At 58.9% G+C, this 22,902-nt stretch carries 21 protein-coding genes; 12 read left to right on the forward strand and 9 right to left on the reverse strand.

Annotated features, from left to right (window positions below; all coding sequences use genetic code 11):
- Positions 1-174 precede the first annotated feature (174 nt).
- From RBB77_RS12075 to RBB77_RS12095, 5 genes are all read left to right on the forward strand, one after another.
- Positions 175-2,034, forward strand: coding sequence for a sodium:solute symporter family protein (locus RBB77_RS12075; RefSeq protein ID WP_353062007.1), 1,860 nt, complete (start codon positions 175-177; stop codon positions 2,032-2,034).
- Between the two features lie 90 nt (positions 2,035-2,124).
- Entirely contained in the window at positions 2,125-2,379 is a 255-nt protein-coding gene (locus tag RBB77_RS12080; protein WP_353062008.1) for a hypothetical protein, read from the forward strand.
- A gap of 111 nt (positions 2,380-2,490) precedes the next feature.
- Positions 2,491-3,810 carry an NAD(P)/FAD-dependent oxidoreductase gene (locus RBB77_RS12085; protein WP_353062009.1) on the forward strand — a complete coding sequence of 440 codons (1,320 nt, stop codon included), beginning with the start codon at positions 2,491-2,493 and terminating at the stop codon, positions 3,808-3,810.
- 40 nt (positions 3,811-3,850) lie between these two features.
- Positions 3,851-4,366: a YcxB family protein gene (locus tag RBB77_RS12090; protein ID WP_353062010.1), complete on the forward strand. Its 516-nt coding sequence runs from the start codon at positions 3,851-3,853 to the stop codon at positions 4,364-4,366.
- A gap of 45 nt (positions 4,367-4,411) precedes the next feature.
- The gene (locus RBB77_RS12095; RefSeq protein ID WP_353062011.1) at positions 4,412-6,910 is read left to right on the forward strand and encodes a protein kinase domain-containing protein; all 2,499 of its coding nucleotides are present in this window, start codon (positions 4,412-4,414) and stop codon (positions 6,908-6,910) included.
- 144 nt (positions 6,911-7,054) lie between these two features.
- On the opposite strand, the gene RBB77_RS12100 is transcribed toward RBB77_RS12095, so the two are convergent.
- A complete protein-coding gene (locus tag RBB77_RS12100) occupies positions 7,055-7,984 on the reverse strand; it encodes a hypothetical protein (protein WP_353062012.1) in 930 nt (309 codons plus the stop codon).
- Positions 7,985-8,345: 361 nt separating this feature from the next.
- Here RBB77_RS12100 and eno point away from each other — a divergent pair, with 361 nt between their 5' ends.
- The 3 genes from eno (at position 8,346) to RBB77_RS12115 (ending at position 12,259) form a co-directional block, all read left to right on the forward strand.
- Positions 8,346-9,638 (forward strand): phosphopyruvate hydratase, encoded by a 1,293-nt coding sequence (gene eno, locus RBB77_RS12105; protein ID WP_353062013.1) that lies wholly within the window; start codon positions 8,346-8,348, stop codon positions 9,636-9,638.
- 266 nt (positions 9,639-9,904) lie between these two features.
- Entirely contained in the window at positions 9,905-11,401 is a 1,497-nt protein-coding gene (locus RBB77_RS12110) for a hypothetical protein (RefSeq protein ID WP_353062014.1), read from the forward strand.
- A gap of 126 nt (positions 11,402-11,527) precedes the next feature.
- Positions 11,528-12,259: an SIR2 family NAD-dependent protein deacylase gene (locus RBB77_RS12115; protein WP_353062015.1), complete on the forward strand. Its 732-nt coding sequence runs from the start codon at positions 11,528-11,530 to the stop codon at positions 12,257-12,259.
- A 70-nt stretch (positions 12,260-12,329) separates the two neighbouring features.
- Here the strand turns inward: RBB77_RS12115 and RBB77_RS12120 are convergent, their stop codons facing one another.
- Together RBB77_RS12120 and RBB77_RS12125 are read right to left on the reverse strand one after the other, a co-directional pair.
- Positions 12,330-12,704 (reverse strand): hypothetical protein, encoded by a 375-nt coding sequence (locus RBB77_RS12120; RefSeq protein WP_353062016.1) that lies wholly within the window; start codon positions 12,702-12,704, stop codon positions 12,330-12,332.
- 384 nt (positions 12,705-13,088) lie between these two features.
- Positions 13,089-13,880: a PP2C family protein-serine/threonine phosphatase gene (locus tag RBB77_RS12125; protein WP_353062017.1), complete on the reverse strand. Its 792-nt coding sequence runs from the start codon at positions 13,878-13,880 to the stop codon at positions 13,089-13,091.
- Positions 13,881-14,123: 243 nt separating this feature from the next.
- On the opposite strand from RBB77_RS12125, the gene gpmI reads away from it, so the two are divergent.
- Positions 14,124-15,752 carry a 2,3-bisphosphoglycerate-independent phosphoglycerate mutase gene (gene gpmI, locus RBB77_RS12130; protein WP_353062018.1) on the forward strand — a complete coding sequence of 543 codons (1,629 nt, stop codon included), beginning with the start codon at positions 14,124-14,126 and terminating at the stop codon, positions 15,750-15,752.
- On the opposite strand, the gene RBB77_RS12135 is transcribed toward gpmI, so the two are convergent.
- The 5 genes from RBB77_RS12135 to dnaX all read right to left on the reverse strand — a co-directional run bounded on the left by RBB77_RS12135 (position 15,749) and on the right by dnaX (position 20,281).
- Complete coding sequence (locus RBB77_RS12135; protein WP_353062019.1) at positions 15,749-15,991, reverse strand: hypothetical protein; 243 nt, start codon at positions 15,989-15,991, stop codon at positions 15,749-15,751. The two genes, gpmI and RBB77_RS12135, sit on opposite strands and share 4 nt — an antisense overlap.
- A gap of 142 nt (positions 15,992-16,133) precedes the next feature.
- A complete protein-coding gene (locus tag RBB77_RS12140) occupies positions 16,134-17,153 on the reverse strand; it encodes a metallophosphoesterase (protein ID WP_353062020.1) in 1,020 nt (339 codons plus the stop codon).
- A 77-nt stretch (positions 17,154-17,230) separates the two neighbouring features.
- Positions 17,231-17,809, reverse strand: a complete 579-nt coding sequence (gene recR, locus RBB77_RS12145) for a recombination mediator RecR (RefSeq protein WP_353062021.1) — start codon at positions 17,807-17,809, stop codon at positions 17,231-17,233.
- 45 nt (positions 17,810-17,854) lie between these two features.
- The gene (locus RBB77_RS12150) at positions 17,855-18,187 is read right to left on the reverse strand and encodes a YbaB/EbfC family nucleoid-associated protein (RefSeq protein ID WP_353062022.1); all 333 of its coding nucleotides are present in this window, start codon (positions 18,185-18,187) and stop codon (positions 17,855-17,857) included.
- Positions 18,188-18,214: 27 nt separating this feature from the next.
- Complete coding sequence (gene dnaX, locus RBB77_RS12155) at positions 18,215-20,281, reverse strand: DNA polymerase III subunit gamma/tau (protein WP_353062023.1); 2,067 nt, start codon at positions 20,279-20,281, stop codon at positions 18,215-18,217.
- Positions 20,282-20,427: 146 nt separating this feature from the next.
- Between dnaX and RBB77_RS12160 the strand changes: the two genes are divergently transcribed.
- The gene (locus tag RBB77_RS12160; protein WP_353062024.1) at positions 20,428-20,904 is read left to right on the forward strand and encodes a methyltransferase family protein; all 477 of its coding nucleotides are present in this window, start codon (positions 20,428-20,430) and stop codon (positions 20,902-20,904) included.
- A gap of 54 nt (positions 20,905-20,958) precedes the next feature.
- On the opposite strand, the gene RBB77_RS12165 is transcribed toward RBB77_RS12160, so the two are convergent.
- Positions 20,959-21,441: an SET domain-containing protein gene (locus tag RBB77_RS12165; RefSeq protein ID WP_353062025.1), complete on the reverse strand. Its 483-nt coding sequence runs from the start codon at positions 21,439-21,441 to the stop codon at positions 20,959-20,961.
- A gap of 114 nt (positions 21,442-21,555) precedes the next feature.
- On the opposite strand from RBB77_RS12165, the gene RBB77_RS12170 reads away from it, so the two are divergent.
- Together RBB77_RS12170 and RBB77_RS12175 are read left to right on the forward strand one after the other, a co-directional pair.
- Positions 21,556-22,266 (forward strand): hypothetical protein, encoded by a 711-nt coding sequence (locus tag RBB77_RS12170; protein ID WP_353062026.1) that lies wholly within the window; start codon positions 21,556-21,558, stop codon positions 22,264-22,266.
- Between the two features lie 81 nt (positions 22,267-22,347).
- Positions 22,348-22,902 (forward strand): DinB family protein, encoded by a 555-nt coding sequence (locus tag RBB77_RS12175; RefSeq protein ID WP_353062027.1) that lies wholly within the window; start codon positions 22,348-22,350, stop codon positions 22,900-22,902.

Below are 22,902 nucleotides of genomic sequence, written 5' to 3' on the forward strand. Positions count from 1 at the left end.
GGAAATAATTAGCCAATCATAGGACATTTTCTCCCTGCGGTACGCCATAACTTCTACAACCTTTGTTGCTATCCCCCCTACAGGATTTGGAAGACAGCGCCCAAACAATTTAGAGTTGGCCTCAGTACATTCAACTAATAGCAGTCAAAGCAGCTCCGAACTTCAAGGGTTACCGTGAATCTTTCCATCATTGACTGGCTCATCATGCTGGTCTACTTCGTCTTCGTTCTGGGCATCGGCTTCGCCCTCAAGCGCTACATGCGCACCTCGAACGACTTCTTCCTCGCTGGCCGCTCCATCCCGGCCTGGGTTTGCGGCCTCGCCTTCATCTCCGCCAACCTCGGAGCCCAAGAGGTCATCGGCATGGGTGCCTCGGGCGCGAAGTACGGCATCATCACCAGCCACTTCTACTGGATCGGTGCCATCCCAGCGATGGTCTTTGTCGGCATCTTCATGATGCCCTTCTACTACGGCTCAAAAGCCCGCTCCGTCCCCGAGTACCTCCGCCTGCGCTTCGACGAAAAGACCCGCGCCGTCAACGCCTTCTCCTTCGCCATCATGACCGTGCTCAGCTCCGGTATCTCCATGTACGCGATGGCGCTGCTCATCCAGACTCTCGGCCTCCTCCACGGCATCATCCCCGACGCCTACATCTTTCACGTCTCAGTCTTCTTATCGGCGATCATCGTCCTGGGCTATATCTTTCTCGGCGGCCTCACCAGCGCCATTTACAACGAGGTCCTTCAGTTCTTCCTCATCGTCGCCGGCTTTGCCCCCCTGGTCTGGATCGGCCTCCGCAACGTAGGCGGCTGGCAGGGAATCAAGCACACCCTCCCCGCCACAATGACCCACTCTTGGCGAGGCATGGCTCACGCCTCCACCAACACTCTCGGCGTCGAGTGGGTCGGTCTAGCCATGGGCCTCGGCTTCGTCCTCTCCTTCGGCTATTGGTGCACCGACTTCCTCGTCATCCAGCGTGCCATGGCCGCCGACTCCGAGGTCTCCGCCCGCCGCGTCCCCCTCATCGCCGCCATCCCGAAGATGTTTTTTCCCTTCCTGGTCATCCTCCCCGGCCTCATCGCCGTCACAGTCACCAGCCACATGGCCGGAGCAGGGCAGGAGCCTGCAAAACATAGCTATCATTCTGAGGTCAGAGAGCGTGCTGCCACTGCAGCAGAAAGCGCACAGTTAGCTTCAGCCAAATCCGCTAATATTCCCCTCGACGAAGCCCACCCTCACGGCATCATCCCCGAAAAGACCGACCCCGTAAGCGGCCAACCCATCCTCGACAGCCACGGCAACCCCGTCTACAACTACGACCTCGCCATCCCGGTCATGCTCCTGCACTTCTTCCCCACAGGAATCCTCGGCCTGGGCCTAACCGCGCTCCTCGCCAGCTTCATGTCCGGCATGGCCGGCAACGTCACAGCCTTCAACACCGTCTGGACCTACGACATCTACCAGGCCTACATCAACAAAAAGGGAACCGACGCCCACTATCTCTGGATGGGCCGCATGGCCACGATCGGAGGCGTCGCCCTCTCTGTCGGCGCAGCCTACCTCGTCACCAACTTCAACAACATCATGGACGCGCTCCAGCTCGTCTTCTCCATCGTCAACGCGCCCCTCTTCGCCACCTTCCTACTAGGCATGTTCTGGAAGCGGACGACAGGCCACGGTGCATTTACAGGATTGATCGCAGGCACCGGCGCAGCCCTCCTCCACCACGGCCTTACCCTCCCCGCCGACGCGACGCCGGGCATCCACGGTGGCTGGATCGCAATCGTCCACCACTACCCCAGCGACATGGCCCAGAACTTCTGGACCGCCATCTTCGCCTTCACGGTCAATCTTCTGGTCACGATGGCGGTCTCGCTCGCCACCACCCCGCGCCCCGAGGCCGAGCTCGTGGGCCTGGTCTACTCCCTCACCCCCAAGCCTATCGACACCCACCTGAGCTGGTACCAGAAGCCCGCAATTCTCGGCATCGTCGTCCTCGCCATGCTCATCGTCCTCAACCTTGTCTTCGCTTAATGCCTTCGCCGTTGCATTTGCCCTTCTTGTCGTCATCCCCGCAGGGGATCTGCTTTTGCACTTCGCGATCCTAAAACCAAAGGAGCTTCTATGGGACTCGACATCCGTATCCCCCTCGGCCTGATCTTCCTCCTCATCGGCGGCCTTATGAGCATCTACGGCTTCATCACCCGCCACACCGCCGACATCTACGAAAAATCGATGGGCATCAACCTCAACCTCACCTGGGGTCTCCTCATGTTCCTCTTCGGAGCCGTCATGTACTTCGTAGGCCGCCGCCAGAAATGGCAGGACGACCCCGTCAATCCCCGCCCCTGGGAGCAAGGCGACCGCCCCCGGCACTAACAACCAATGACCAAACGCCATCCCGCTGTTAGCATCAGGGAAACCTAACCTGACCTTGCCGCAGTCATCTTGTTCCCCTTCATAGTCCGCAGTATTTACGGAGATCTTTGGATGTCGCGAGTCGTTGTTATCGGAGCCGGTGCCATGGGCCTGGCCGCCGCCTATCGAGCAGTAAAACTGGGCCATCAAGTAGATCTCATCGAGGCAGCACCCGAAGCCGGTGGAATGGCGGGCCACTTCGACTTCGACGGAATCTCCATCGAACGCTTCTATCACTTCGTCTGTCACAACGATCTCCCCACCTTCGCCCTGATGAAAGAACTCGGCATCGGCGACAAAATGATATGGCGGCCCACCACCATGGGCTTCTTTTCCGGCAACACACTCCACCCCTGGGGAGATCCAATCTCTCTGTTTCGTCTCCCCGGAGTAAGCCTCATCGACAAACTCCGTTACGGACTCTTCGCCTTCGTCTGCACCCGTCGCAACCATTGGCCAGCCATCGAAAATGAACCGGCAAAGAGTTGGATCATTCGCTGGTCCGGAGCCGCCAACTACGACCGCTTCTGGAAGCCACTCTTCGCACACAAATTCTACGAATACGCCGACACCATCTCCGCAGCATGGATCTGGACTCGCATTCGTCGCGTAGGCCGCTCCCGCAAGAGCATCTTTCAGGAAGAGCTCGGATACATCGACGGTGGTTCCATCACGCTCGTCAACTCCCTCGTCGCAGCCATTCAATCCCTCGGCGGGAGAGTCCATCTCGGCAACCCAGTCCAGCAGATCACCGTCGAGCAAGGCCACGTCACCGGCGTCCAAACCACCAACGGCCACTACCCCGCCGACGCCGTCATCTGTACCGCACCCACTCCACTGGTCTCCGCCATGATTCCCGAGCTTCCCAGTGAATGGAAGGATCGTTACAACGCCATCCACAACATCGGCGTCATCTGCGTCATCTTCAAACTCACCCGCTCCGTCACACCGCACTTCTGGGTCAACGTCTCCGAGCCAGACATCGACATCCCCGGCATCATTGAGTTTTCGAACCTTCGCAAAGCCGGCGACCACACCATCCTCTACGTGCCCTTCTACATGCCAGTCTCAAACCCCAAGTTCTCCGCACCAGAAGACGATCTCGTCTCCGAAGCCTTTCGGTGTCTCCAGCGCGTCAATCCCAAACTCACAAACGAAGACATCGTCGCCACCAAGGTCGCTCGTCTCCGTCACGGTCAGCCCATCTGCGAGCCCGGCTTCCTCGCCAAGATCCCACCCGTCCAGACTCCCATTGCAGGCCTCCAGATCGCCGACACCTGCTTCTACTATCCCGAAGACCGCGGCATCGCTGAAAGCGTTCGCATCGGCGCAGCCATGGCCGAATCAATCACCAGTGGAAAACCGGTCCACACCGCACCCGCAGTCGTTTGAAAACCTTAGCTCAGGTTTTTCTTCTCAACCTAAGCACGCTTTGAAGGCAACGAAAACCGTGCACATTGCATATCAAATTGACGAAAATGATTTTGTCTCTGCCGGCAGGTTAGCGATGCAGAAACGATCCAAGCTTGCGATGTACAAGCTCTATATCCTTCCGTTGATTGGAGTGTTACTGATCGCTTCCGGCGTAATTTCTGCGATTGAGCGACCAAATATCACTGGACTCTGGCCGGTAATATTGTGGGGAACAATGCTTTTATGCGTTCCTCTGTTGTGGAACTATCAATTCCGACGAGCTTATCGAAAAGCTCCGCTACTTCGAGATCGAAGAACCCTCGATCTTGACAGTTCCCATCTCACCTTTAAAACCGAAACTTCAGACGCCCGTGTGCCTTGGGACTCTTACACAAAATTTGCGGAAAACGAGAAGACCTTCATACTCTTTCAGCAAGGACATCAAATTTTCATTCCTATACCAAAGCGTGAGCTGTCTTCGTCTCAGATCGATGAACTGCGTTCCATTTTTGAAACCCATATTCCCGCTAAATAATCTCCCCTAAATCATCCACACCTTGGCGCTTGCGATAATGGAACCATGAAGCGCCGCGAAATCAAGCAGTACGAGTTTGTCCGCAAGATCGGCACAGGCGGCAGCGGCGTCGTGTTTCTCGCCAACGACACTCTCCTCCAGCGCCCCGTCGTCCTCAAACTCCTCAAGCGCGGCAACCTCACCATCGAGCAGGTCCGCGCCACGCAGCTCCGCGAAGCCCGCCTCGCCTCAGCCATCGACCACCCCAACGTCTGCGCCATCTACGACGTCGGCGAAGCCCCCGAAGAGAACGGCAACGGCGAAGAAGCCTACATCGTCATGCAGTACATCCCCGGCAAATCCCTCGACAAGGTCATCGCCGAAGGCCCCGCCAGCCTCCAGCTCGTCCTCTCCGCCGGCATCCAGACCTCCGACGGCCTCTCCGCCGCCCACAACCTCGGCATCTTCCACCGCGACCTCAAACCCGCCAACGTCATGCTCACCGACGGCGGCCTCATCAAGATTCTCGATTTCGGCCTAGCCCGCCGCCTCCGCCCCGACCAGGCCGAGTTCGACCCCTCCGGCCCAAGCAGCAAACGCAACCTCCCCGCCCCCGGAGCTACCTACACCGCCCGCGGCGGCACCATCGCCTACATGGCCCCCGAGCAGTTCGTCACCGGCCAGTCCAGCGTCCAGTCCGACATCTTCGCCCTCGGCCTCATCCTCTACGAGCTCGCCACCGGCCGCCACCCCTTCCATCGCCCCGACGCCGCCGAGTTCCAGTCCATCCGCGCCATCCAGTTTGCCGACCCGCCCTCCATCCGCGAGATCGCCCCCGACCTCCCCATCGAGCTAGAGTCCGTCATCCTCCGCTGCCTCGAAAAACAACCCTCCGCCCGCTTCGGCTCCGCAGCCGAGGTCCGCGACGCCCTCAAGACCATCATGCGCGCCATGCAGCTCGACTCCGTCCTGCTCCCCGGCGACAACATACGCCCCTCCCACCAGACCCGCCTCCCGCTCGACGCCCCCGACGAAGAAAAACGAACCACCGGCATCCTCTCCATGCTCGCCGAGCGCTTCCGCGAATCTGGCGCCTCCTCCACCAACAACCAGAACAGCATCGTCGTCCTTCCCTTCGTCAACTTCGGCCCCGCCGACGTCGCGCCCCTCTACGGCTACGCCCTCGCCGACGCCATCGCCACCCGCCTCACCCGCATGTCCACCCTCGTCGTTCGCCCGTCGAGCTCGTTCATGAACATCCCCACCCAACAGCTCGACCCCCTCAGCATCGGCAAAAAACTCCTCGTCAACTACGTCCTCGCCGGCAACTTCCTCCGCTCCGACAAAGGCTTCGATCTCAACTGGCAGCTCCTCGACGTTCCCAACCAAAGCGTCCGCGCCGGTGGCTCCATCAACGTTGCCTCCTTCGACCTCGTCTCCGTCCAATCGGAGATCTGCAACGAAGTCTTCAGCACCCTTCAGGGCTTCGGAGATCTCGCCGCACACGAAAACAATCGTGCCGGTACACCTCCCGCGCGTTCTCTCAATCAGGCCCTCTCCGAGCAGTATCTCCAGGCCCGCGCCGTCCTCTCCTCCTTCATGACCCGCACCGGCAGCAGCGAAGATCTCAACCGCGCCTGCGAGCTCTTCACCGACGTCGTCAAACAGGATGAAAAATACGCTCCCGGCTGGTCAGGCCTCGGCATCACGCATCTTCAATACGCCCGCCACGGCCTGGGCGGACAGATGCACGTCCTGGAAGCTCGCCGCGCCTTCGACAAAGCCCTCCAACTCGACCCCGGCTCCGTCGAAGCCAACCTCTACCGCGTCTACATGCTCCTCTCCCGCGGAGAAAAAGAGTCAGCCCGTCACGGCATCGAAAACCTCCTCCAGACCGCAGGCAACGACTGGAACGTCCGCCTCGTAGCCGGTCAAACCCTCCGTATCGACGGCATGTACGATGAAGCCCTCGAGCAGTTCAACGCCTCTCTCCGCATGAACCCCTCCAACGCGGCCATGATCTACAACCACCGCGCCCGCGTCTACCAATACCAAAATCAAATGGAGCTAGCCTCCGACGAGATCGAAAAGGGCCTCACCCTTGAGCCCCGCCAACCACTCCTGCGAATCTCCCTCGGCTACCAGCAGATGCGCACAGGCGACCTCCCCAAAGCGATCGAAACTCTTGAAAACGTCATCCGCGATGAGTCCTCTCTCCGCATCGTCTTCCCAACCATCGCGCTCTGCTACGTCCAGCTAGGCGAACGCGAAAAAGCCGCCACCTTCATCGTTGACGAAACTCTCTCCGCAGCCGAAGCCGACAGCGAGATGGCCTATCGCCTGGCCACCTACTTCGCCCTCGAAGGCGACGAGTCCGAAGCCCTCCACTGGCTGCGCCGCGCCATCTATCTCGGCAACGAAAACTATCCTTGGTTCAGCATCAACCCAGCATGGCGCAAACTAAAAGGCCATGGCGACTTCGAACGCATCCTCGAAGACCTCAAAAAAAGCTACCGCCGCAACCAGAAAAACTGGAAGCGCCTCCTGGCCCAGGTCCGCAATTAATTATCTTTTCGGCGCCGAAGGCGCGTCAGCCTCGATGGCAGATCGCGCCGTGCGCGCAGCACGCAGTTGCAGTTGCCTTACCCCAGAACAAGAAAAAGGCCGAGAGAAAAAGCTCTCGGCCTCGATCCACAAAATCAGTTGTCGCTACTGAGCCGCGCCAACCCCACCCAAAGCACCTGCATTCAAACTGCTCACCGGCGTACCACTCAGCGGCGTCAAAATCATAGGCGTAGTCAAACTAAACACCAGCAACTCATCCTTCGGCAGCGTAGCTTGACGATCCTGCTTCAACCAGATAAAAGTGCTAACCCCAGCGCCAATCCCCGCACCAACCACAGCGCCAACTCCACCGCCGATCAACGCACCCGTAGCCGCACCCGCACCGGTCACGCCGCCAACAATCGCCAGTGTTTCCTTCGCATGGTCCTTCCGCTTCAACGTCCCTTCGTTATCCACATTGAACTCGCTCTTGCCAGTATCGACCAACTGCGCATGCACAATGTAGTGCGTCCCATCCGGCAGCGTAACGTCGCTCGTCTCCAGATGCATCATTGCAGCACCTGAAATGCGCCGTCCGCCACGAACCTCCGTCACTCGCCCCTCAAGAGTAGAACCTACCGGAATGATGACTCGCCCATTCCTCTCTATCGCTTCTGTAACAGTCCCAGAAAATCTGCTCCCAGCGACTGTCGTATCTGTCGCCAGCGTCTCGCCGATCTTTACCTTCAGCAAAGTCCCTTCACGCAATGTGCCTTCACGCTCTGGCACGCTTGTCACGATCATGGCATCTGCAGGATCTTCCGCCGCAGGTTCAGCAGCCATCATGCTCGAACCCGCAACTGCAGCTCCTTTATAAGGAACATAAGGCCCATACTCCACCGCAGGCGATGCTGGCACCACCGCCGGCACATCCGCACTCGGCTTAGCGATCGTCTGTGAACTAGCCTGAGCAGCCGCATCATCGCTACTCGAAATCACCGCAGAGTCAGGGTGAGAAACTCCCGTCATCGCACTTTGTGAAAACGCGGGAGCAGCAGCAAGAACGAGAGCAGCGGTGGTGATGTGCATCTTCATGGCGATACCTCAGTGAAAGTTTCTTAGACCAGCCAGAGCGCTGAATTTTCCTGCGCTCTTATCACTCCAAAGAATAAAACTCCCGCCGCATCTATGGAACAAATTCCTCAGGCCAGAACCGACCCTGCTAATAAGCCCCTCAACGCCTTCCTGCGCCGATTGATTCATCAGGCGTTGCGGCCTCCCCTTCGTTTCCTTTGCTAAAATTCGTCAGGTGAGCCCATCCGACGCAAAGCTGGTGCAGTCCATAACCCTCGCAGGTGGCAGCACCCTCCCGGTTGACCGTCGTCCAAAGTTAAACGAACGGTTGAACCACCGCGTCGTCTCCCAACATTCCGCAACCCCTACCAACAGGAGCAATATGACCGAGATCGTCTCTATCCACGCACGCGAAATTCTGGACTCCCGCGGTAATCCCACCGTCGAGGCCGACGTCATCCTCGACAGCGGAGCCAAAGGCCGCGCCGCCGTTCCCAGCGGAGCCTCCACCGGCGAGCACGAAGCCGTAGAACTTCGCGACGGAGATAAAGAGGTCTATCTCGGCAAAGGCGTCCTCCAGGCCGTCGAAAACGTCGAGACCATCCTCGGGCCCGAGCTCACCGGCATGGACGCCAGCAACCAGCGCCTCATCGACGCGACCATGATCTCCATCGACGGCACCGAAAACAAATCCAAGCTCGGAGCCAACGCCATCCTCGCCGTCTCCATGGCCGTGGCCCGCGCCTCCGCCGAAGCCCTCAAGCTCCCCCTCTACCGCTACCTCGGCGGAGTGAACGCCTGTCTCCTCCCCACGCCCATGATGAACATCCTCAACGGCGGCTCCCATGCCGACTCCAACGTCGACTTCCAGGAGTTCATGGTCATGCCCGTCGGCGCCGAAACCTTCTCCGACGCACTCCGCTGGGGCACCGAAGTCTTCCACACCCTCAAAGGCGTACTCAAGAAGAAGGGCTACAACACCGCGGTCGGTGACGAAGGCGGCTTCGCTCCCTCGCTCAAATCCAACGACGAAGCCCTCGACCTCATCCTCGAAGCCATCCAGCTCGCCGGCTACACCCCAGGCGAAGACATCTCCATCGCCCTCGACCCGGCCTCCAGCGAGTTCTACAACAAAGAAACCGGCAAATACATCTTCAAGAAATCCGACAAGCGCGAACTCTCCTCCGCTGAGATGACTGCCTTCTGGGAGAACTGGGTCAACAAATATCCCATCATCTCTATCGAAGACGGCCTAGCCGAAGACGACTGGGATGGCTGGGCGCACCTCACCAAGGTCCTGGGCGATAAGGTCCAGCTCGTAGGCGACGACCTCTTCGTCACCAACACCCAGCGCCTCCAGCAGGGAATCGAGCAGAAGGTCGCGAACTCGATCCTCATCAAGGTCAACCAGATCGGCACCGTCTCGGAAACACTCGAAGCCATTGAGCTGGCTCGTCGCTTTGGTTACACCAGCATCATCAGCCATCGCAGCGGCGAAACCGAAGACACCTTCATCGCCGACCTCGCAGTAGGCACAGGCGCAGGCCAGATCAAAACAGGCTCCGCCTCTCGCACCGACCGCATCGCCAAGTACAACCAGCTCCTCCGCATCGAAGAAGAGCTCGGCCAATCCGCCGAATTCCTCGGCATCGAATCGGTCAACTTCGGCGAATAAACCGTGTCCTGCCGGACGGGCCTACGCGGCGCGCGGTCACTTCGTGACGTGTATACCGGTCTCGGCAAAACAAAAAGCACAGGGCCTCCCGTTGGTGGCATCAACGCGAGGCCCAACATCTTTGCCCCTCAAGAAAAAGTACACAAGTCACGAAGTGACCGCCCCGCGCGTAGCGGGCCCGTCCGGCAGGGACGTTGCAAAACTACTGAATAGCCATTCATAATGGGTCGCACCAAAACATCAGCATGCAACGACCCGGAGAACGAATGGCCCGCAGCAAATTCTTCATCTTCGCCCTCGCAGCCCTCCTCCCAATCGCCGCTCAGGCACAATCACCCGACGCCTTCGTCCAGCGCTCCGGCACCAAACTCATCCTGAACAGCGCACCCTTCCGCTACTCCGGCCCCAACATCGAATGGCTAGGCCTCGAAGGCTACGGCCCACACGACCCCATGGGCCCCCGCCTCCCCAGCCACTTCGAGATCGACGACGCCTTCGACACGGCCGCCGAGATGGGCGCGAAAGTAGTCCGAGCCCAAACCATGGGCGACACCGTCGGCTGCCCCCTCTGCATCGAGCCCACCGAAGGCAACTTCAACGAAGCCGCCTTTGCATCCTCTGACTACGCCATCGCCATCGCCCACAAACACGGCATAAAACTCATCATCCCCTTGGTCGGCGACTGCGCCACCTGCGCCGGCGGCGGCATCGGCCAATACCTCGCCTGGGAGAAGAAACCCAACCCGCAAGACTTCTTCACCGACCCCACCCTCATCGCCGCCTACGAAAAACACATCGACGCCGTCCTCAATCACCTCAACCCCATCACTAACCTCCGCTACAAAGACGACCCCACCATCATGGCCTGGGAGAACTGCAACATGTGCGGCATCCTCACCCTGCTCTCCGGAGGCAACGCCACCGCGCTCGGCCAAGTCTCCTCCTGGGTAGAAACCATCGGCACCCACATCAAGCAACAAGACCCGCACCATCTCTATCTCGACACCTCCGGCATCTATCGCGTCTACCCACCAGTCCTCGACAACAAGTCCACCGACCTCGCCACCTTCGAGTTCTATCCGCACTGGGACATTCTTCTCGGCCCCAACCAGCCACCAACCACCGCCGCCACCTTCACCCACGACGCAGCCACCGTCACCGGCCACGGAAGAGTATTCATCGTGAATGAATTCGGCTGGGACCGCACCGACTGGAAGACCCCTGTCGATTTCGAAAACGTGCTCAACACCCTCTCCACCGACCCAAATGTCTCCGGCGACGGTTTCTGGGCGTTGCAAGCCCACCTCGACAACTTCGGCTTCCAGCCCATCCCTGCCGACAGCAACAACCCCGTCTTTGCCGAGCACGGCGAATCCGGCCAATGGTGGGCGCTCTACTATCCCGGTGTCAAAACCCTCGTCAACACTGCAGAAGATATGGCCGCCCGCGCCCAGCTCCTCCGCGCCCATGCCTACACAATGTCAGGTACAGCGGTCCCCAAACACAACATCCCTCCACGTCCTGTTATCACATCGACGGTCATCGTCGGCCTCATCGCATGGCGCGGCTCAGCAGGCGCGGTGCGCTATTCCGTCGAACGCAACGACCAAGGCTCAAAAGAATGGAAGCCCATCTGCGACCGCTGCGCCACCGACGCCGATGACCCCTGGGTTGATCCACACGGCGCACTCGGTGGCGTTCACTATCGAGTCATAGCCTGGAACGCGGACGGCATTCCCAGCGAACCCTCCGACCCCAGATAAAAAAGATGAAGCCGAGCAACGCGAGGCCCAATGCCCACAATCAAGCAACGAAAGGTATAAAAGTCACGAAGTGACCGCCCCGCGCGCAGCGGGCCCGTCCGGCAGGACACAAGCATCCAACCAAACATGCACCTAACCCCCCAAGACCATCTCTTCGTCCTAACCGGAGCAGGCATCTCCGCAGAAAGCGGCCTCGCCACCTTCCGCGGCTCCGGCGGTCTCTGGAACGGCTACCGCGTCGAAGAGGTGGCCACGCCCGAAGCTTGGGCTGCCGACCCAACTCTCGTCTGGCACTTCTATTCCCAACGCCGCCGCAACGCAATCTCTGCCCAACCCAACGCAGCGCACATCGCCCTGGCCCAACTCGAGGAGCAGCTAGGCGACCGCTTCTACCTCTGCACCCAGAACGTTGACGACCTGCACGAGCGCGCCGGCTCCGAACGCATCCACCACATGCACGGCAGTCTTTTCCAATCTCGCTGCACCCGCTGCAATCAACCCTTCCCAGACGTGGCCCTCTACGAAGTCGCCGAAGCTCTCCCCATCTGCGCGAAGTGCAGCGCCCCCGTCCGCCCGCACATTGTCTGGTTCGGCGAAATCCCCCTCGACATGGATACCATCTATCGCAAACTAGACTGCGCCAGCATCCTACTCGTCGTAGGTACCTCAGGCTCCGTCTATCCCGCCGCGGGCTTCGTCCATATCGCCAACCAGCGCCGCGTCCACACCGTCTACGTGGGGCCCGAAGATCCTCTCAACCGCGAAGCCTTCGACGAGATCCTCCTCGGCAACGCCACAGAGATCCTGCCTTCGCTCATTCGAGAAGATAAGCTCAAGAATCCCACGCATTACTTTTAGAACACTTCACAAGCTAATCAAAATAAAGCCATTACAGGTTACTCCTATTGACACGCGATCTATACTGAACTCATAGCAAGACACAACGAAGTCCGGCCACAAGCCGGACTTTTTTCTTTAACTCAAACGCAAAGCTCGAATCCAAAAGTCCGGACTCATGCCGCTTCTTTTCAAAACTTTGGACAACAAGTACCCCCGTGGGGAGGGACTCATGCGAGCAATCATTAACCCAGTCGTCGACAAACCGAAACGCTATCAATGCCGCCACATCTTCACCGATGGCCACCGATGCGGCAGCCCATGCCTGCGCGGCGAAGAGCTCTGCTACTACCACCACACCACCCGCAAACCCACCACCGGAGCGCGTCGCCGCCGCAGCCGCCGCTCTGCCTTCGACCTGCCCCTGCCGGAGGATCGCTCCGCCATCCAATCTTCCATCGGCCAAGTTCTCCAGCGCATCGCTTCCAACGATATCGACCCGCGTCGCGCCGGACTCCTGCTCTATGGCCTCCAGATCGCAAGCCTCAACCTGCCCCGCGACCCCACCCGATCCCGCGCAGCTGAAGCCGAAACCGTCGAAGAGATTATCCTCGACCCCGCTCTGGGCACACTCGCTCCACGCTCAGAGGCAGGCGTGGAGGCTACCCGCCGCAGCCCAGTCGCCGCGCTCATGGATCAGCTTCGAATTACTGACCAGCTCGGAATCATCGACAGTTTTGGAAGCAGCAAAAAAGACTCGCTCAACGGGCCATCAGAAGCCGCGTTCCAACCCGCCGAAGCGCCAGCCGAGGATGAGATCCTTCCTATCCTCCATGCCGCTGCCGACGAGTTAACTCACGCGCCGCCGCACCATCGCAAGCGCGGTCAGATCCTCATCTTCCGCCTCTTTGCCAAAGGGAAGTTTCTGGAGGCTATACCAGGGAATCTGTCTGAACTCGCTCGCAGCCCTCAACGTAGCCCGGCAGAGTTCCGTAGCAGACTCCGTCGCGAAGCCCGGCGCCGTCTGCTCCAGCAGCGGAATCAGACGCTCCACACCGAAGTGCGTTCGTCCATGCCGAGTCTCCATCACACCCTTGGTCACCATCAGCAGCTTCGCCCCCGGCTCAAACGCCTGCATCACAGGCTCATGCGTCAGGTGCGTAAACAAACCCAGTGGCACCGACGCGCTGGGCAGAACCCGCGCACCCTCCGAGTCATGAAACACAGCCGTCATGCCCCCGGCGTTCACATAAGCAAGAATCCCCAGCGCAAGATCGTAGCAACCAATAAATGTTGGTGCGAAGCGAACTCCATGCGCAGCCCTGAGCAGTTCATGATTGATCGCCTGCACCAGCATCGCAGTCGCATCCATCACATTGGTGCCCTCCATCCCCAGGAGCTCAGTGCCCCGGCGTCGAAACGTATCCTGAACCTCGGCGGCAATCGATTGCGTCTCCTCTTTGGTCCCAGCAATATCGGCCAGCAGAAAGATCACATGCGAGCCAAGGTTGATCGCATCAAAAAAATCCCCACCCGTCCGCACCGAATCATACTGAGCATGCAGATCGAGACCCTGCAACTGTTCCAACTCCATACGACGAGGAGTTCGACCGACCGCAGGGGACCCCACTTCAGACGACATAATGGCATGCTCCAACCAACGAATCTGTTCGCGATTGTAACCCCGTCCGTTACCGACCGGCCGAGCGAATGTCGTCTACACGTTAACGGGCCACGTCCTTTCGAACGAATCCATGTCATCTCAACCAGACCCTGACTGAAGCGATAAGTGAGTGGAGAAAGCCGGCTTCCTCTCCCGCCCACGAACCTTCGCCAATATTGATATTCTGACCATCAGAACAAGACAGAGAGAAACCAAGCCATCATGCCCAAAGCACCAGTCGTCCTCACCATCCTCGACGGATGGGGTTACCGCGCCGAGACCCACGGCAACGCCATCGCCCAGGCCCGCAAACCCACCTACGACGCTCTGCTCCGCGACTACCCCAACACCCTCCTCCGCGCCAGCGAACACTTCGTCGGCCTGCCCGACGGCCAGATGGGCAACAGCGAAGTCGGCCATCTCAACCTCGGCGCCGGCCGCATCGTCCGCATGGACATGACCCGCATCGACACCGCCATCCTCGACGGCTCCCTCGACACCGACCCCACGCTGGTCCGCGCCTACGAACTCGCCGCCCAGAAGGGAAGAGCACTCCACCTCATCGGCCTCCTCTCCGACGGTGGCGTCCACTCCCATCAGCGCCACCTCTACGCCCTCCTCCGCATGGCCGCCGAACACAAGCTCACCCGCGTATTCGTCCACGCCTTCATGGACGGCCGCGACACCATGCCCACCAGCGGCCTCGGCTACATCGAGGATCTTCTCCGCAAGTTCAACGAGTACAACGTCGGCCTGCTGTCCAGTGTCAGTGGCCGCTACTACGCCATGGACCGCGACTGTCGCTGGGAAAAGGAAAAACCAGCCTTCGACGCAATGGTCACCGGCCATCCCGAAGGAGGCCACTATAACGGCCCCACCGCCCGGATCCGCGAGCTCTACAACAACGGCATCACCGACGAGTTCATCCCACCCTTCACCTGCATGAACCCAACGGACGACACACCCGTCGGCCTCATCCGCGACCACGACGTAGTCGTCAACTTCAACTACCGCGCCGACCGCGCCCGCCAGATCACCCGCGTTCTCACGCGCCAGTCCGGCCTCACCGCAGACCCCATCGGCAGCCAGGGCCTTGCGCTCCCGAAAGCCACAGAACTCGAAGCGGAGATACCTTTCAACATCATCCCCGCCGACCTCCACTACGTCTGCATGACGCAATACGACAAGAACTTCAAGCTCCCCATCGTCATCCCAGCCGAATCGATGGACAATCTCCTGGCCAATCTCATGTCGCAGGCCAGCCTCCGCAACCTCCGCGTAGCCGAGACGGAAAAGTACGCTCACGTCACGTACTTCTTCAACGGCGGCATAGAAAAGCCATTTGCGGGCGAAGACCGCGCACTCATAGACTCACAAAAAGTAGCCACCTATGACCTCGCCCCCGAGATGTCCGCCGCAGGCATCGCCGACGCTGTCATCAAAGCCGTCAACGACACCGCCTTCGACGTCATCATCGTCAACTTCGCCAACGCCGACATGGTCGGCCACTCCGGCAAAATGGAACCCACCATCCGCGCCGTCGAAACCGTGGACACCCAACTAGGCCGCATCTATCAGGCCATCAAACAACGCGGCGGCTCGCTCCTCGTCACCGCCGACCACGGCAACGCCGAGATGCTCATCGACCCCGCCACCGGTGGCCCCCACACCGCCCACACCACCAACCCCGTACCCTTCCTCTACGTCACCGAAGAAGGCAACAAACCAACCCTCCGCGAAGGCGGAAGCCTACGCGACATCTCCCCCACCATCCTGTCCCTGCTAAACCTCGACCAACCCAGCCAAATGACCGGCGGCAACCTGGCGACCAAACCGACGTCGACGAACTAATCCATGATGGGGAATTGAAGATAGGGTTTGGATACCGTTGCGACCTTATCCGACTCAGCCTCTTTGAACGAATCTTCACCAGGAGCGATCACAAACGTTACATCCACCTTGATGTAAGGGTAGCGCTTGTAGACATAGTGATTCCACTCGCGGAATGAGATTCCCCCCTCAGTCGCGAAATTTTTCAGAACGTCGGCACGTGTCATCCCGGGATGAAGCGCGTCCGCGATCTTGATCACAGCATCGATCTTTCTTGTGAGCGATGAGTCGATCTGCGAAGGTTGGTTTGCCTGTTGACCGGGTGCCGATCCGCAGAGGAGGGAAAACACTAACCAGCAGGACGCGACCTTGAGAGACAGAGTGAGACCTCAGCCAAACACTTTATGAGATGTCAGTAACCGTTCCATCTGCCTTCTTCGTAAACGAATGAAGCAGCTGTCCCTTCTCATCCAGATGCCGCAAAGTCAGCGTCTCCGCCGTAACTTCCAGATCGCTGAACCCGTAAACGCGCGCCGCATAAGGCCCACGCTCCGCCTCATCAATCAGCAGTGGATACAGATCGGCCCCACCCCCACCCGATAAAACAAACGAAGTCGGATGCCCTTCAAATTCCAAATGCTGCATGTCGTGGTCGTGCCCAGCCAGATACAGATGCACCTTGTGCTTCCGCAACAACGGCTCCCAATCCCGAACCAAAACCTTATGATCCCCATGCGGCCCATTCGAAAAAATCGGATGATGCCCCATCACCACCAGAAACGGAGTCTTCCGCGGTTTTTCCAACTCAGCCGCCAGCCACGTCAACTGCTCGGCCTGCTGCTCCGGAGTGAGAGTAAAGTTCACCCCAGCAGCCTGCGGCCCTTCAGGGTGAGGCATGTTGCTATCCAGTGCAATCACAGTCATCAAAGGCTTCTTCGCCGGAAACTCAAAGCGGTACCACAGCGAAGGCATCGTCCAACGCGTCCCACCCGCTCTCGCATACTCCAGCTCCGCCGCGACCTTACTCTGCGGCATCCGCTGATAGTCATGGTTCCCCGCAATTGCATACGCCGGACAATCAAACACGCTCCTGGGATACATCTCTTCAAACTGCGTCTGCCAGCGAACATCCTTCACACCGCCTGGCAGCGGCCCATACCAGTTGTCCCCCAGCATCATCAACGCTTCGGTCGTGAATCCCTGTACGCGCACATACGCCTGCATCGCCTTCGCCACACGGCTCTGCGCCTCGAAGTTCTCATATCCCCAATCGCCCACCATCAGCAACCGCGACGCGCCATTCGCCGAACCCGCCTGCTTCGAACTCGCAAACGACGGCAAAGCACCCAATCCAGCTAACGCACTGAACGCAAAACTCTGGCGCAGAAAACGCCGCCGCGAAACTACTTCACTCGGACCCATGAACCACCCTTTGGTTATCTATGCATGTACAAGAGGTTAGACGATCCACCCGCGTCAAAAGCCGCGAAAGGGAACAGCTAAAACTCGCGCCGCCCCTCCATCGCTCGCGTCATCGTCACCTCATCGGCATATTCAATATCGCTCCCCGCTGGCACTCCCGTCGCAATTCTCGTCACCTTCACATCGGCCTTCGTCTTCCGTAACTCGAGCGCCAGATATCCCGCCGTAGCCTCTCCCTCTGTCGTCGGCGAGGTCGCCAGAATTACCTCGTCCACCTCCGCCAAACGAGTCAGCAGATTCGCAATCCGCAACTGCTCCGGTCCCACCCCGCCAATCGGCGAAAGTGTCCCATGCAACACGTGATACACGCCGTGGTAGCTCCGCGTCTTCTCAATCGTCCCAATATTCGTCGGCTCTTCCACCACGCAAACCAGCCTCTGATTCCGCACCGGACTCGTGCAATACCCACATGGATCAACATCCGTAATGTTGTTGCAGATCGAGCAAAGTCGCAGGTGTAGCTTCAACTCCCGTATCGCCACGGACAGCGCCTCAGCTTCCTCCGCCGACGATCGCAACACATGAAACGCCAGCCGCTGCGCGCTTTTGCTCCCAATTCCCGGCAGCTTCCTCAACTCTTCAATCAGCCGAGACATTGGCTGCGCAAAACGATTCGGGGTAGAGCCAAACGGACCAGCCACTTATCCCAACCCCGGTAGATCCGGCAGACCCAACCCACCCATCATTCCCTGCACGCTCGACTTCATCGCCTCATCCGCACGTCGCCCCGCTTCATTCACCGCTGCTGCAATCAGATCCTCCAACAACTCCAGATCGCTCGCGGAACTCCCCATCGCGGTCGGCTCGATCTTTACCCGCAGAAGCTCTTTCTTGCCGTTCATCCGCACGGTCACCACGCCACCGCCGCTCGAAGCCTCGACCACCGTCGCAGCGAGCTTCTTCTCCATCTGCTCCTGCATCAGCTTCGCCTGCCCCATCATCTCTTTCATCTTTCCGAGATCAGAAAAATCCATCACTATCTCCAGTGCTGTTACGAGTAGCTAGTCGTTGTCCCGCAGATCGATCACATTTCGAATCTCGGCGTTGAACAACGTCTGAGCCCTTTGCACTATTGGATGCTCCATAGCCTTCGCTTGGACGCTCCCACTTTTCACTGCCCGCGGTTTTTTCGCATTGGCAGCGTTCTTCACGCCCGGCAGCAACACCAGTTTCAATGCCCGAGCATCAGCCTCCCGTAGCGCAGCCTTCACCAACTTCTCCACCTCGGGATTGATCACTAACGGCAGCATCGTCTTCGACAGTTCGGTCTGCACCCGGACCTCGCCTTCCGTTACAGTCCACTCTGCATCCGCCAAAGCATCCGCCGGCGTCGCCTGGTTCTTCGCCGCCAACAAAGTATCAACGGCCACCCTCTGCAACTCCTCCGCAGAATGTAACGCAACTGGTTGCACATTCGAACGACTCTCTGAGCCCTCCACCTCTGCAACGGCCTGCAATGTTGCAATCTCCGTCTCCGCCATATCCCCCAGTTCCAGCAACGCAGCGCCCTTCGCATCACCGTCCGTCAGCACCATCTCCGCAGGCGTCGCAACAGAAACCGGCATAGGCACTGCGGCAGGCAACGGCATCGGAGCCGCGATCGGTACAACCGGAGCCGCAACTGGAACAACAGGAATCGCAACTGGAACAAGAGGAACCACAATCGGCGCTGCCACCACAGCCTTCTCATCAAACCGATTTCTACTCTGGTCCTTTTCAAAGGGAGAAAACGCCGGTCTCGCACTCGCTACCGTCGCACTCGTCTCCAGCACGCGTGCCGTTGCAGCTCCGCTCACCGGATTCCTCGTTGGCGCAGCAGCAGGCGCACTCACCGTCTTCGCTGTTGCCACACCTGGGCCGGGCCTTGCGGCGCCGGTAACAGGGAACTGACTCAACACCGCTTCAATCGGCAAAAGCCGCCGCAGATGCACCAATTTCAGTAAGCCCAGCTCGAAGTGAAACCGCTGCTCCTGCCTATATCCCAACTCATCGAACGTCTTCAACATCACCTGCAGAAATCTGGTCAATTCCTCTTCGCTGAACAGTGCAGCCGACCGCCCCGCGCGCCGCTGCTCGTCCGCCGAGATCTGCAGCAGCTCACCCGCAACCCCATCTGCGCCCGCGCCATCCACGCCGATACCGGCAATCTTCGCAATCACCGTATTCCGCAGGTACCGCACAAACTGCCGCGCCAACTGCGCCGGAGAATTTCCCGCATCCAGCAGTTGATTTGCAACCGTAATCACCTCAGCGCTGCGATTCCCATCCACCGCCTCGAGAATCCGTTCAAACACAGCGTTCGGAACCGTCCCCATCAGCTCCCGAATCTGTCCCGCATCCAGCCTTGCCCGTCCATCTTCGACCGGCGCACTCGCAATCGCCTGGTCCATAATCGAAAGCGCATCGCGCATCGACCCATCGCCAGCCTCCGCGAGTAGACTCAGCGCAGCATCATCCGCGTCTACACCCTCCCGCTCAGCAATCCCGCGCAACTCACCCAGAATATCCACCAGCTTCACCGCATGAAAGCTGAAGTGCTGGCATCGCGATCGCACCGTCTGTGGAATATCCTCCGGCTGTGTCGTCGCCATCATGAAGACAATATGATCCGGCGGCTCCTCCAACGTCTTCAGCAGCGCATTGAACGCCGCATCCGTAATCTGGTGCGCCTCATCGAGTATGTAAATCTTGTACTTATCCCGCGCCGGCCGATACCGCGCCGCATCCCGCAGCTCACGAATCTCGTCGATTCCACGATTGGTCGCGGCATCGATCTCAATCACATCGACCGCATTACCCGCCCTGATCTCCGTACAACTCTCGCACACCTCGCAGGGCTCTGCCGTCGGCCGCACCGCCGAACCAATGGCATTCCGGCAGTTCAACGCCATCGCCAGGATGCGTGCAATCGTCGTCTTCCCGATGCCGCGATGTCCGCTGAAGATATATCCGTGCGCTATCCGACCTTGCGTCAACGCATTCATCAACGTCACGGTCACGTGATCCTGTCCCGCAACATCTGCGAAACGCTGAGGCCGGTATTTCCTTGCAAGAACCTGATAAGCCATAGAAAGAGACAATCGATCCGCTGAAGTCTGGTATTGAGAAATCGTGCGTTATGCATGAGGCCGCGATAGCGATGCCACCAGCCCCACTTTCCCTATTGTATCGTCGTATCGCGAGCAGGCACACCAAGCCCCTTCAGGGAGTGCAAATGACGAAAACAGTCAATCTTCTCAAAAGTCTTCTCCATAATTTTGGAGTAGTCCTGGTCGTATTCGGTTTTGCTTTTCTCGGACGAAAGATCGATTCCTTTCTGGGCATAACCGGCTTTCATTCTGTCTTTACCACAGCCGCAGCCTGGTTATTTCTAGTCATCGGTTTTCTCGTGCGAGTATGGGCGGCGTTCCACTTCTACGAGCAGCGCATGAAAGTCATTTCGCTGGTGCCCCAGAAGAAGCTGATTACGACAGGCCCTTTCCGCTACTCAAGAAATCCGCTCTATCTCGGTGGAAATCTATTCATATTCCTTGGATCTGTCTTGTTTCTCGGATCGCCGGCCGGAATCGTTCTCACGGCCATCAACCTCATCTTTGTGGATCTCATGATTCGGCGAGAGGAAAAACAACTCGCGCACGAATTTGGCCGCGAGTGGATGTCCTACCGGAATCGCGTGCGTCGATGGCTCTAAAGTCAACCGTGGCAATCTCCAAAAGGTAGTGCACATCCTCAAATCCGCTTGGTGCTAGCCGACCTCTACTCTTCTTCCCGACCGACCTTTCCCGTTTTCCTTCGCCGCCTTCCGAGCCCGCCGTTTTACCTCAGCCTCGCTGAACATCGTCCCTCTGCACTGCGTCGCCCCGCAATAGCAGTTCTGTTCTTCATCGTCACTGTCGTAGAGGTTGTACTCATACGTCAGCTCCTCCCCAGCCGCAATGTCCCGGATCGCAACGACAAACACCCGCCCGTCCACATTCTCCGACTCGCAGTTCGGGTCACACGAGTGGTTGATAAACATCGCCGTCCCGAATCCATCGATCACCAGCCCATTCTCCCCACAGCTAAACAGATAGGTAATATCACGGTCCTGATATCGCTCATCCGCCTCGTCTTTGGTGAATCTTGGCCCGTCATACTCGACGACCCGCTTGCCCTTTTTTATAGCCCGAGTTGTATAGCAGCCCGCCGCATGAATCGACGAAGAACGAATAATGAGTCCATCAACCATAGTCAAAGAAGTTCCATCAAATAAAATAGAGGCAGGGAAGCGGCCTGGGTCAGCTGACTATAACAAACCTCCGCGCAACATCGTCAAAGTATCGAACAGGAACTCTGAATCCCTATGGCAATCGGCCTTAGAATCCGCGCATCGCTCGCCGCCTTCCTCTTCTCCGCGGCCTGCCACGCACAGACTGCGCCCGCGCAAAACCCACCAGCCCCATGCCAGAACGCCTCTCAACCATCCGCACCATGCCCGCCACCGGCAAAAAAACCTTCAACCGCCGAACAGTTCCCCTTCCCCGGCGCCCCCGTAAAGCCAGCAGCCCCACCACCCGACTCGCCAGGCTCCGCCACCACGCCTTCTTCCGCCGCAGCCGACCACCCCTTCCCAACAACACCCACTCCCGCTCTCCCCGGAGACGATTCCAGCAGTAGCAGTGGGAGTAGCAATAGCGACAGTAGCAGCTCCAGCGGCACAGATCCCGAGGTCCCCGACACCGACATGCCCAAACCGGGCACCGAGGGTAGTTCCGTCCATCGCAAACTCCCGAAAGTCCAGCGTGTCCAGACCGACGACGAGCGCGTCGACGAAGACCTGCGAGTCGCCAAGTTCTACATGCGCGACGACAACCTGAAGGGCGCCTATCTCCGCGCCCAGGACGCCGTCAAAACCCAGCCCGACTACTCAGCCGCGCACTACGCTCTCGGCGAGATCGCGCAAAAGATGAAGAAGAAAGACGAAGCAATCGCGGAGTTCCAGACCTACCTCAAACTTGACCCCGACGGCGAAAAGGCCAAGGAAGCCCGTAGAGCATTGGATGAACTCAAGTAGTCCTACATCCTGAACCCTCGCACAACTCCCGCAGAGAACACTAGCCGTCGCGCCTGCAAGCGGTGTAACGTGATCCTGCTTATGAACACCACCCTCCATCGTCTCCAACGCGAGATAGCTTTCTGCCTCGACGGACTTGACGCCGCCCAGACCCAGCTCCAGCCACCCGCGCGCCCGTACAAGTGGACCATTCAGCAGATTATGGAACACCTTCTGCTCAGCTACTCCGGCACCGAGATGGCGTTGAACGCGCGCCTGACCAAGCGAACACCCACCCGCGCAAAGCCCAGCGTCCCGCAGCATATGGCCCAGTACACTCTCATCCACCTCGGCTACTTTCCGCATGGACGCAAGGCCCCGCCTCTGGTCACGCCTGCTGTCACAGACCACCCGCTCTGCGGAGAAGAACTCACCACCGCAGCCGGCGAACATCTGGCCCATCTCGATCTGTTATGTGTTGAAGCCGAAGAGCTCTTCGGGACCACTTGCCGGTTTGCCAGCCACATGTCCCTGGGACCACTTAACGTCAACCAGTGGAGAAGATTTCAACTCATCCACGGCGAGCATCACCTCAAACAAATTCTCGCCATCCGCAAAGCCCACAACCTATCGCCGATCGAACGCCCAACTCACTGA

It is taken from the genome of Tunturibacter psychrotolerans, from assembly GCF_040359615.1.
GTDB classification, from domain to species: Bacteria; Acidobacteriota; Terriglobia; order Terriglobales; family Acidobacteriaceae; genus Edaphobacter; species Edaphobacter psychrotolerans.

Excerpts from the sequence above, each read along its gene's own strand:
- RBB77_RS12080 (WP_353062008.1), top strand. The coding sequence starts at position 2,125 with ATGGGACTCGACATCCGTATCCCCCTCGGCCTGATCTTCCTCCTCATC.
- RBB77_RS12085 (WP_353062009.1), top strand. The coding sequence starts at position 2,491 with ATGTCGCGAGTCGTTGTTATCGGAGCCGGTGCCATGGGCCTGGCCGCC.
- RBB77_RS12095 (WP_353062011.1), top strand. The coding sequence starts at position 4,412 with ATGAAGCGCCGCGAAATCAAGCAGTACGAGTTTGTCCGCAAGATCGGC.
- RBB77_RS12100 (WP_353062012.1), bottom strand. The coding sequence starts at position 7,984 with ATGAAGATGCACATCACCACCGCTGCTCTCGTTCTTGCTGCTGCTCCC.
- eno (WP_353062013.1), top strand. The coding sequence starts at position 8,346 with ATGACCGAGATCGTCTCTATCCACGCACGCGAAATTCTGGACTCCCGC.
- RBB77_RS12110 (WP_353062014.1), top strand. The coding sequence starts at position 9,905 with ATGGCCCGCAGCAAATTCTTCATCTTCGCCCTCGCAGCCCTCCTCCCA.
- RBB77_RS12115 (WP_353062015.1), top strand. The coding sequence starts at position 11,528 with ATGCACCTAACCCCCCAAGACCATCTCTTCGTCCTAACCGGAGCAGGC.
- RBB77_RS12125 (WP_353062017.1), bottom strand. The coding sequence starts at position 13,880 with ATGTCGTCTGAAGTGGGGTCCCCTGCGGTCGGTCGAACTCCTCGTCGT.
- gpmI (WP_353062018.1), top strand. The coding sequence starts at position 14,124 with ATGCCCAAAGCACCAGTCGTCCTCACCATCCTCGACGGATGGGGTTAC.
- RBB77_RS12140 (WP_353062020.1), bottom strand. The coding sequence starts at position 17,153 with ATGGGTCCGAGTGAAGTAGTTTCGCGGCGGCGTTTTCTGCGCCAGAGT.
- recR (WP_353062021.1), bottom strand. The coding sequence starts at position 17,809 with ATGTCTCGGCTGATTGAAGAGTTGAGGAAGCTGCCGGGAATTGGGAGC.
- RBB77_RS12150 (WP_353062022.1), bottom strand. The coding sequence starts at position 18,187 with ATGGATTTTTCTGATCTCGGAAAGATGAAAGAGATGATGGGGCAGGCG.
- dnaX (WP_353062023.1), bottom strand. The coding sequence starts at position 20,281 with ATGGCTTATCAGGTTCTTGCAAGGAAATACCGGCCTCAGCGTTTCGCA.
- RBB77_RS12160 (WP_353062024.1), top strand. The coding sequence starts at position 20,428 with ATGACGAAAACAGTCAATCTTCTCAAAAGTCTTCTCCATAATTTTGGA.
- RBB77_RS12165 (WP_353062025.1), bottom strand. The coding sequence starts at position 21,441 with ATGGTTGATGGACTCATTATTCGTTCTTCGTCGATTCATGCGGCGGGC.
- RBB77_RS12170 (WP_353062026.1), top strand. The coding sequence starts at position 21,556 with ATGGCAATCGGCCTTAGAATCCGCGCATCGCTCGCCGCCTTCCTCTTC.
- RBB77_RS12175 (WP_353062027.1), top strand. The coding sequence starts at position 22,348 with ATGAACACCACCCTCCATCGTCTCCAACGCGAGATAGCTTTCTGCCTC.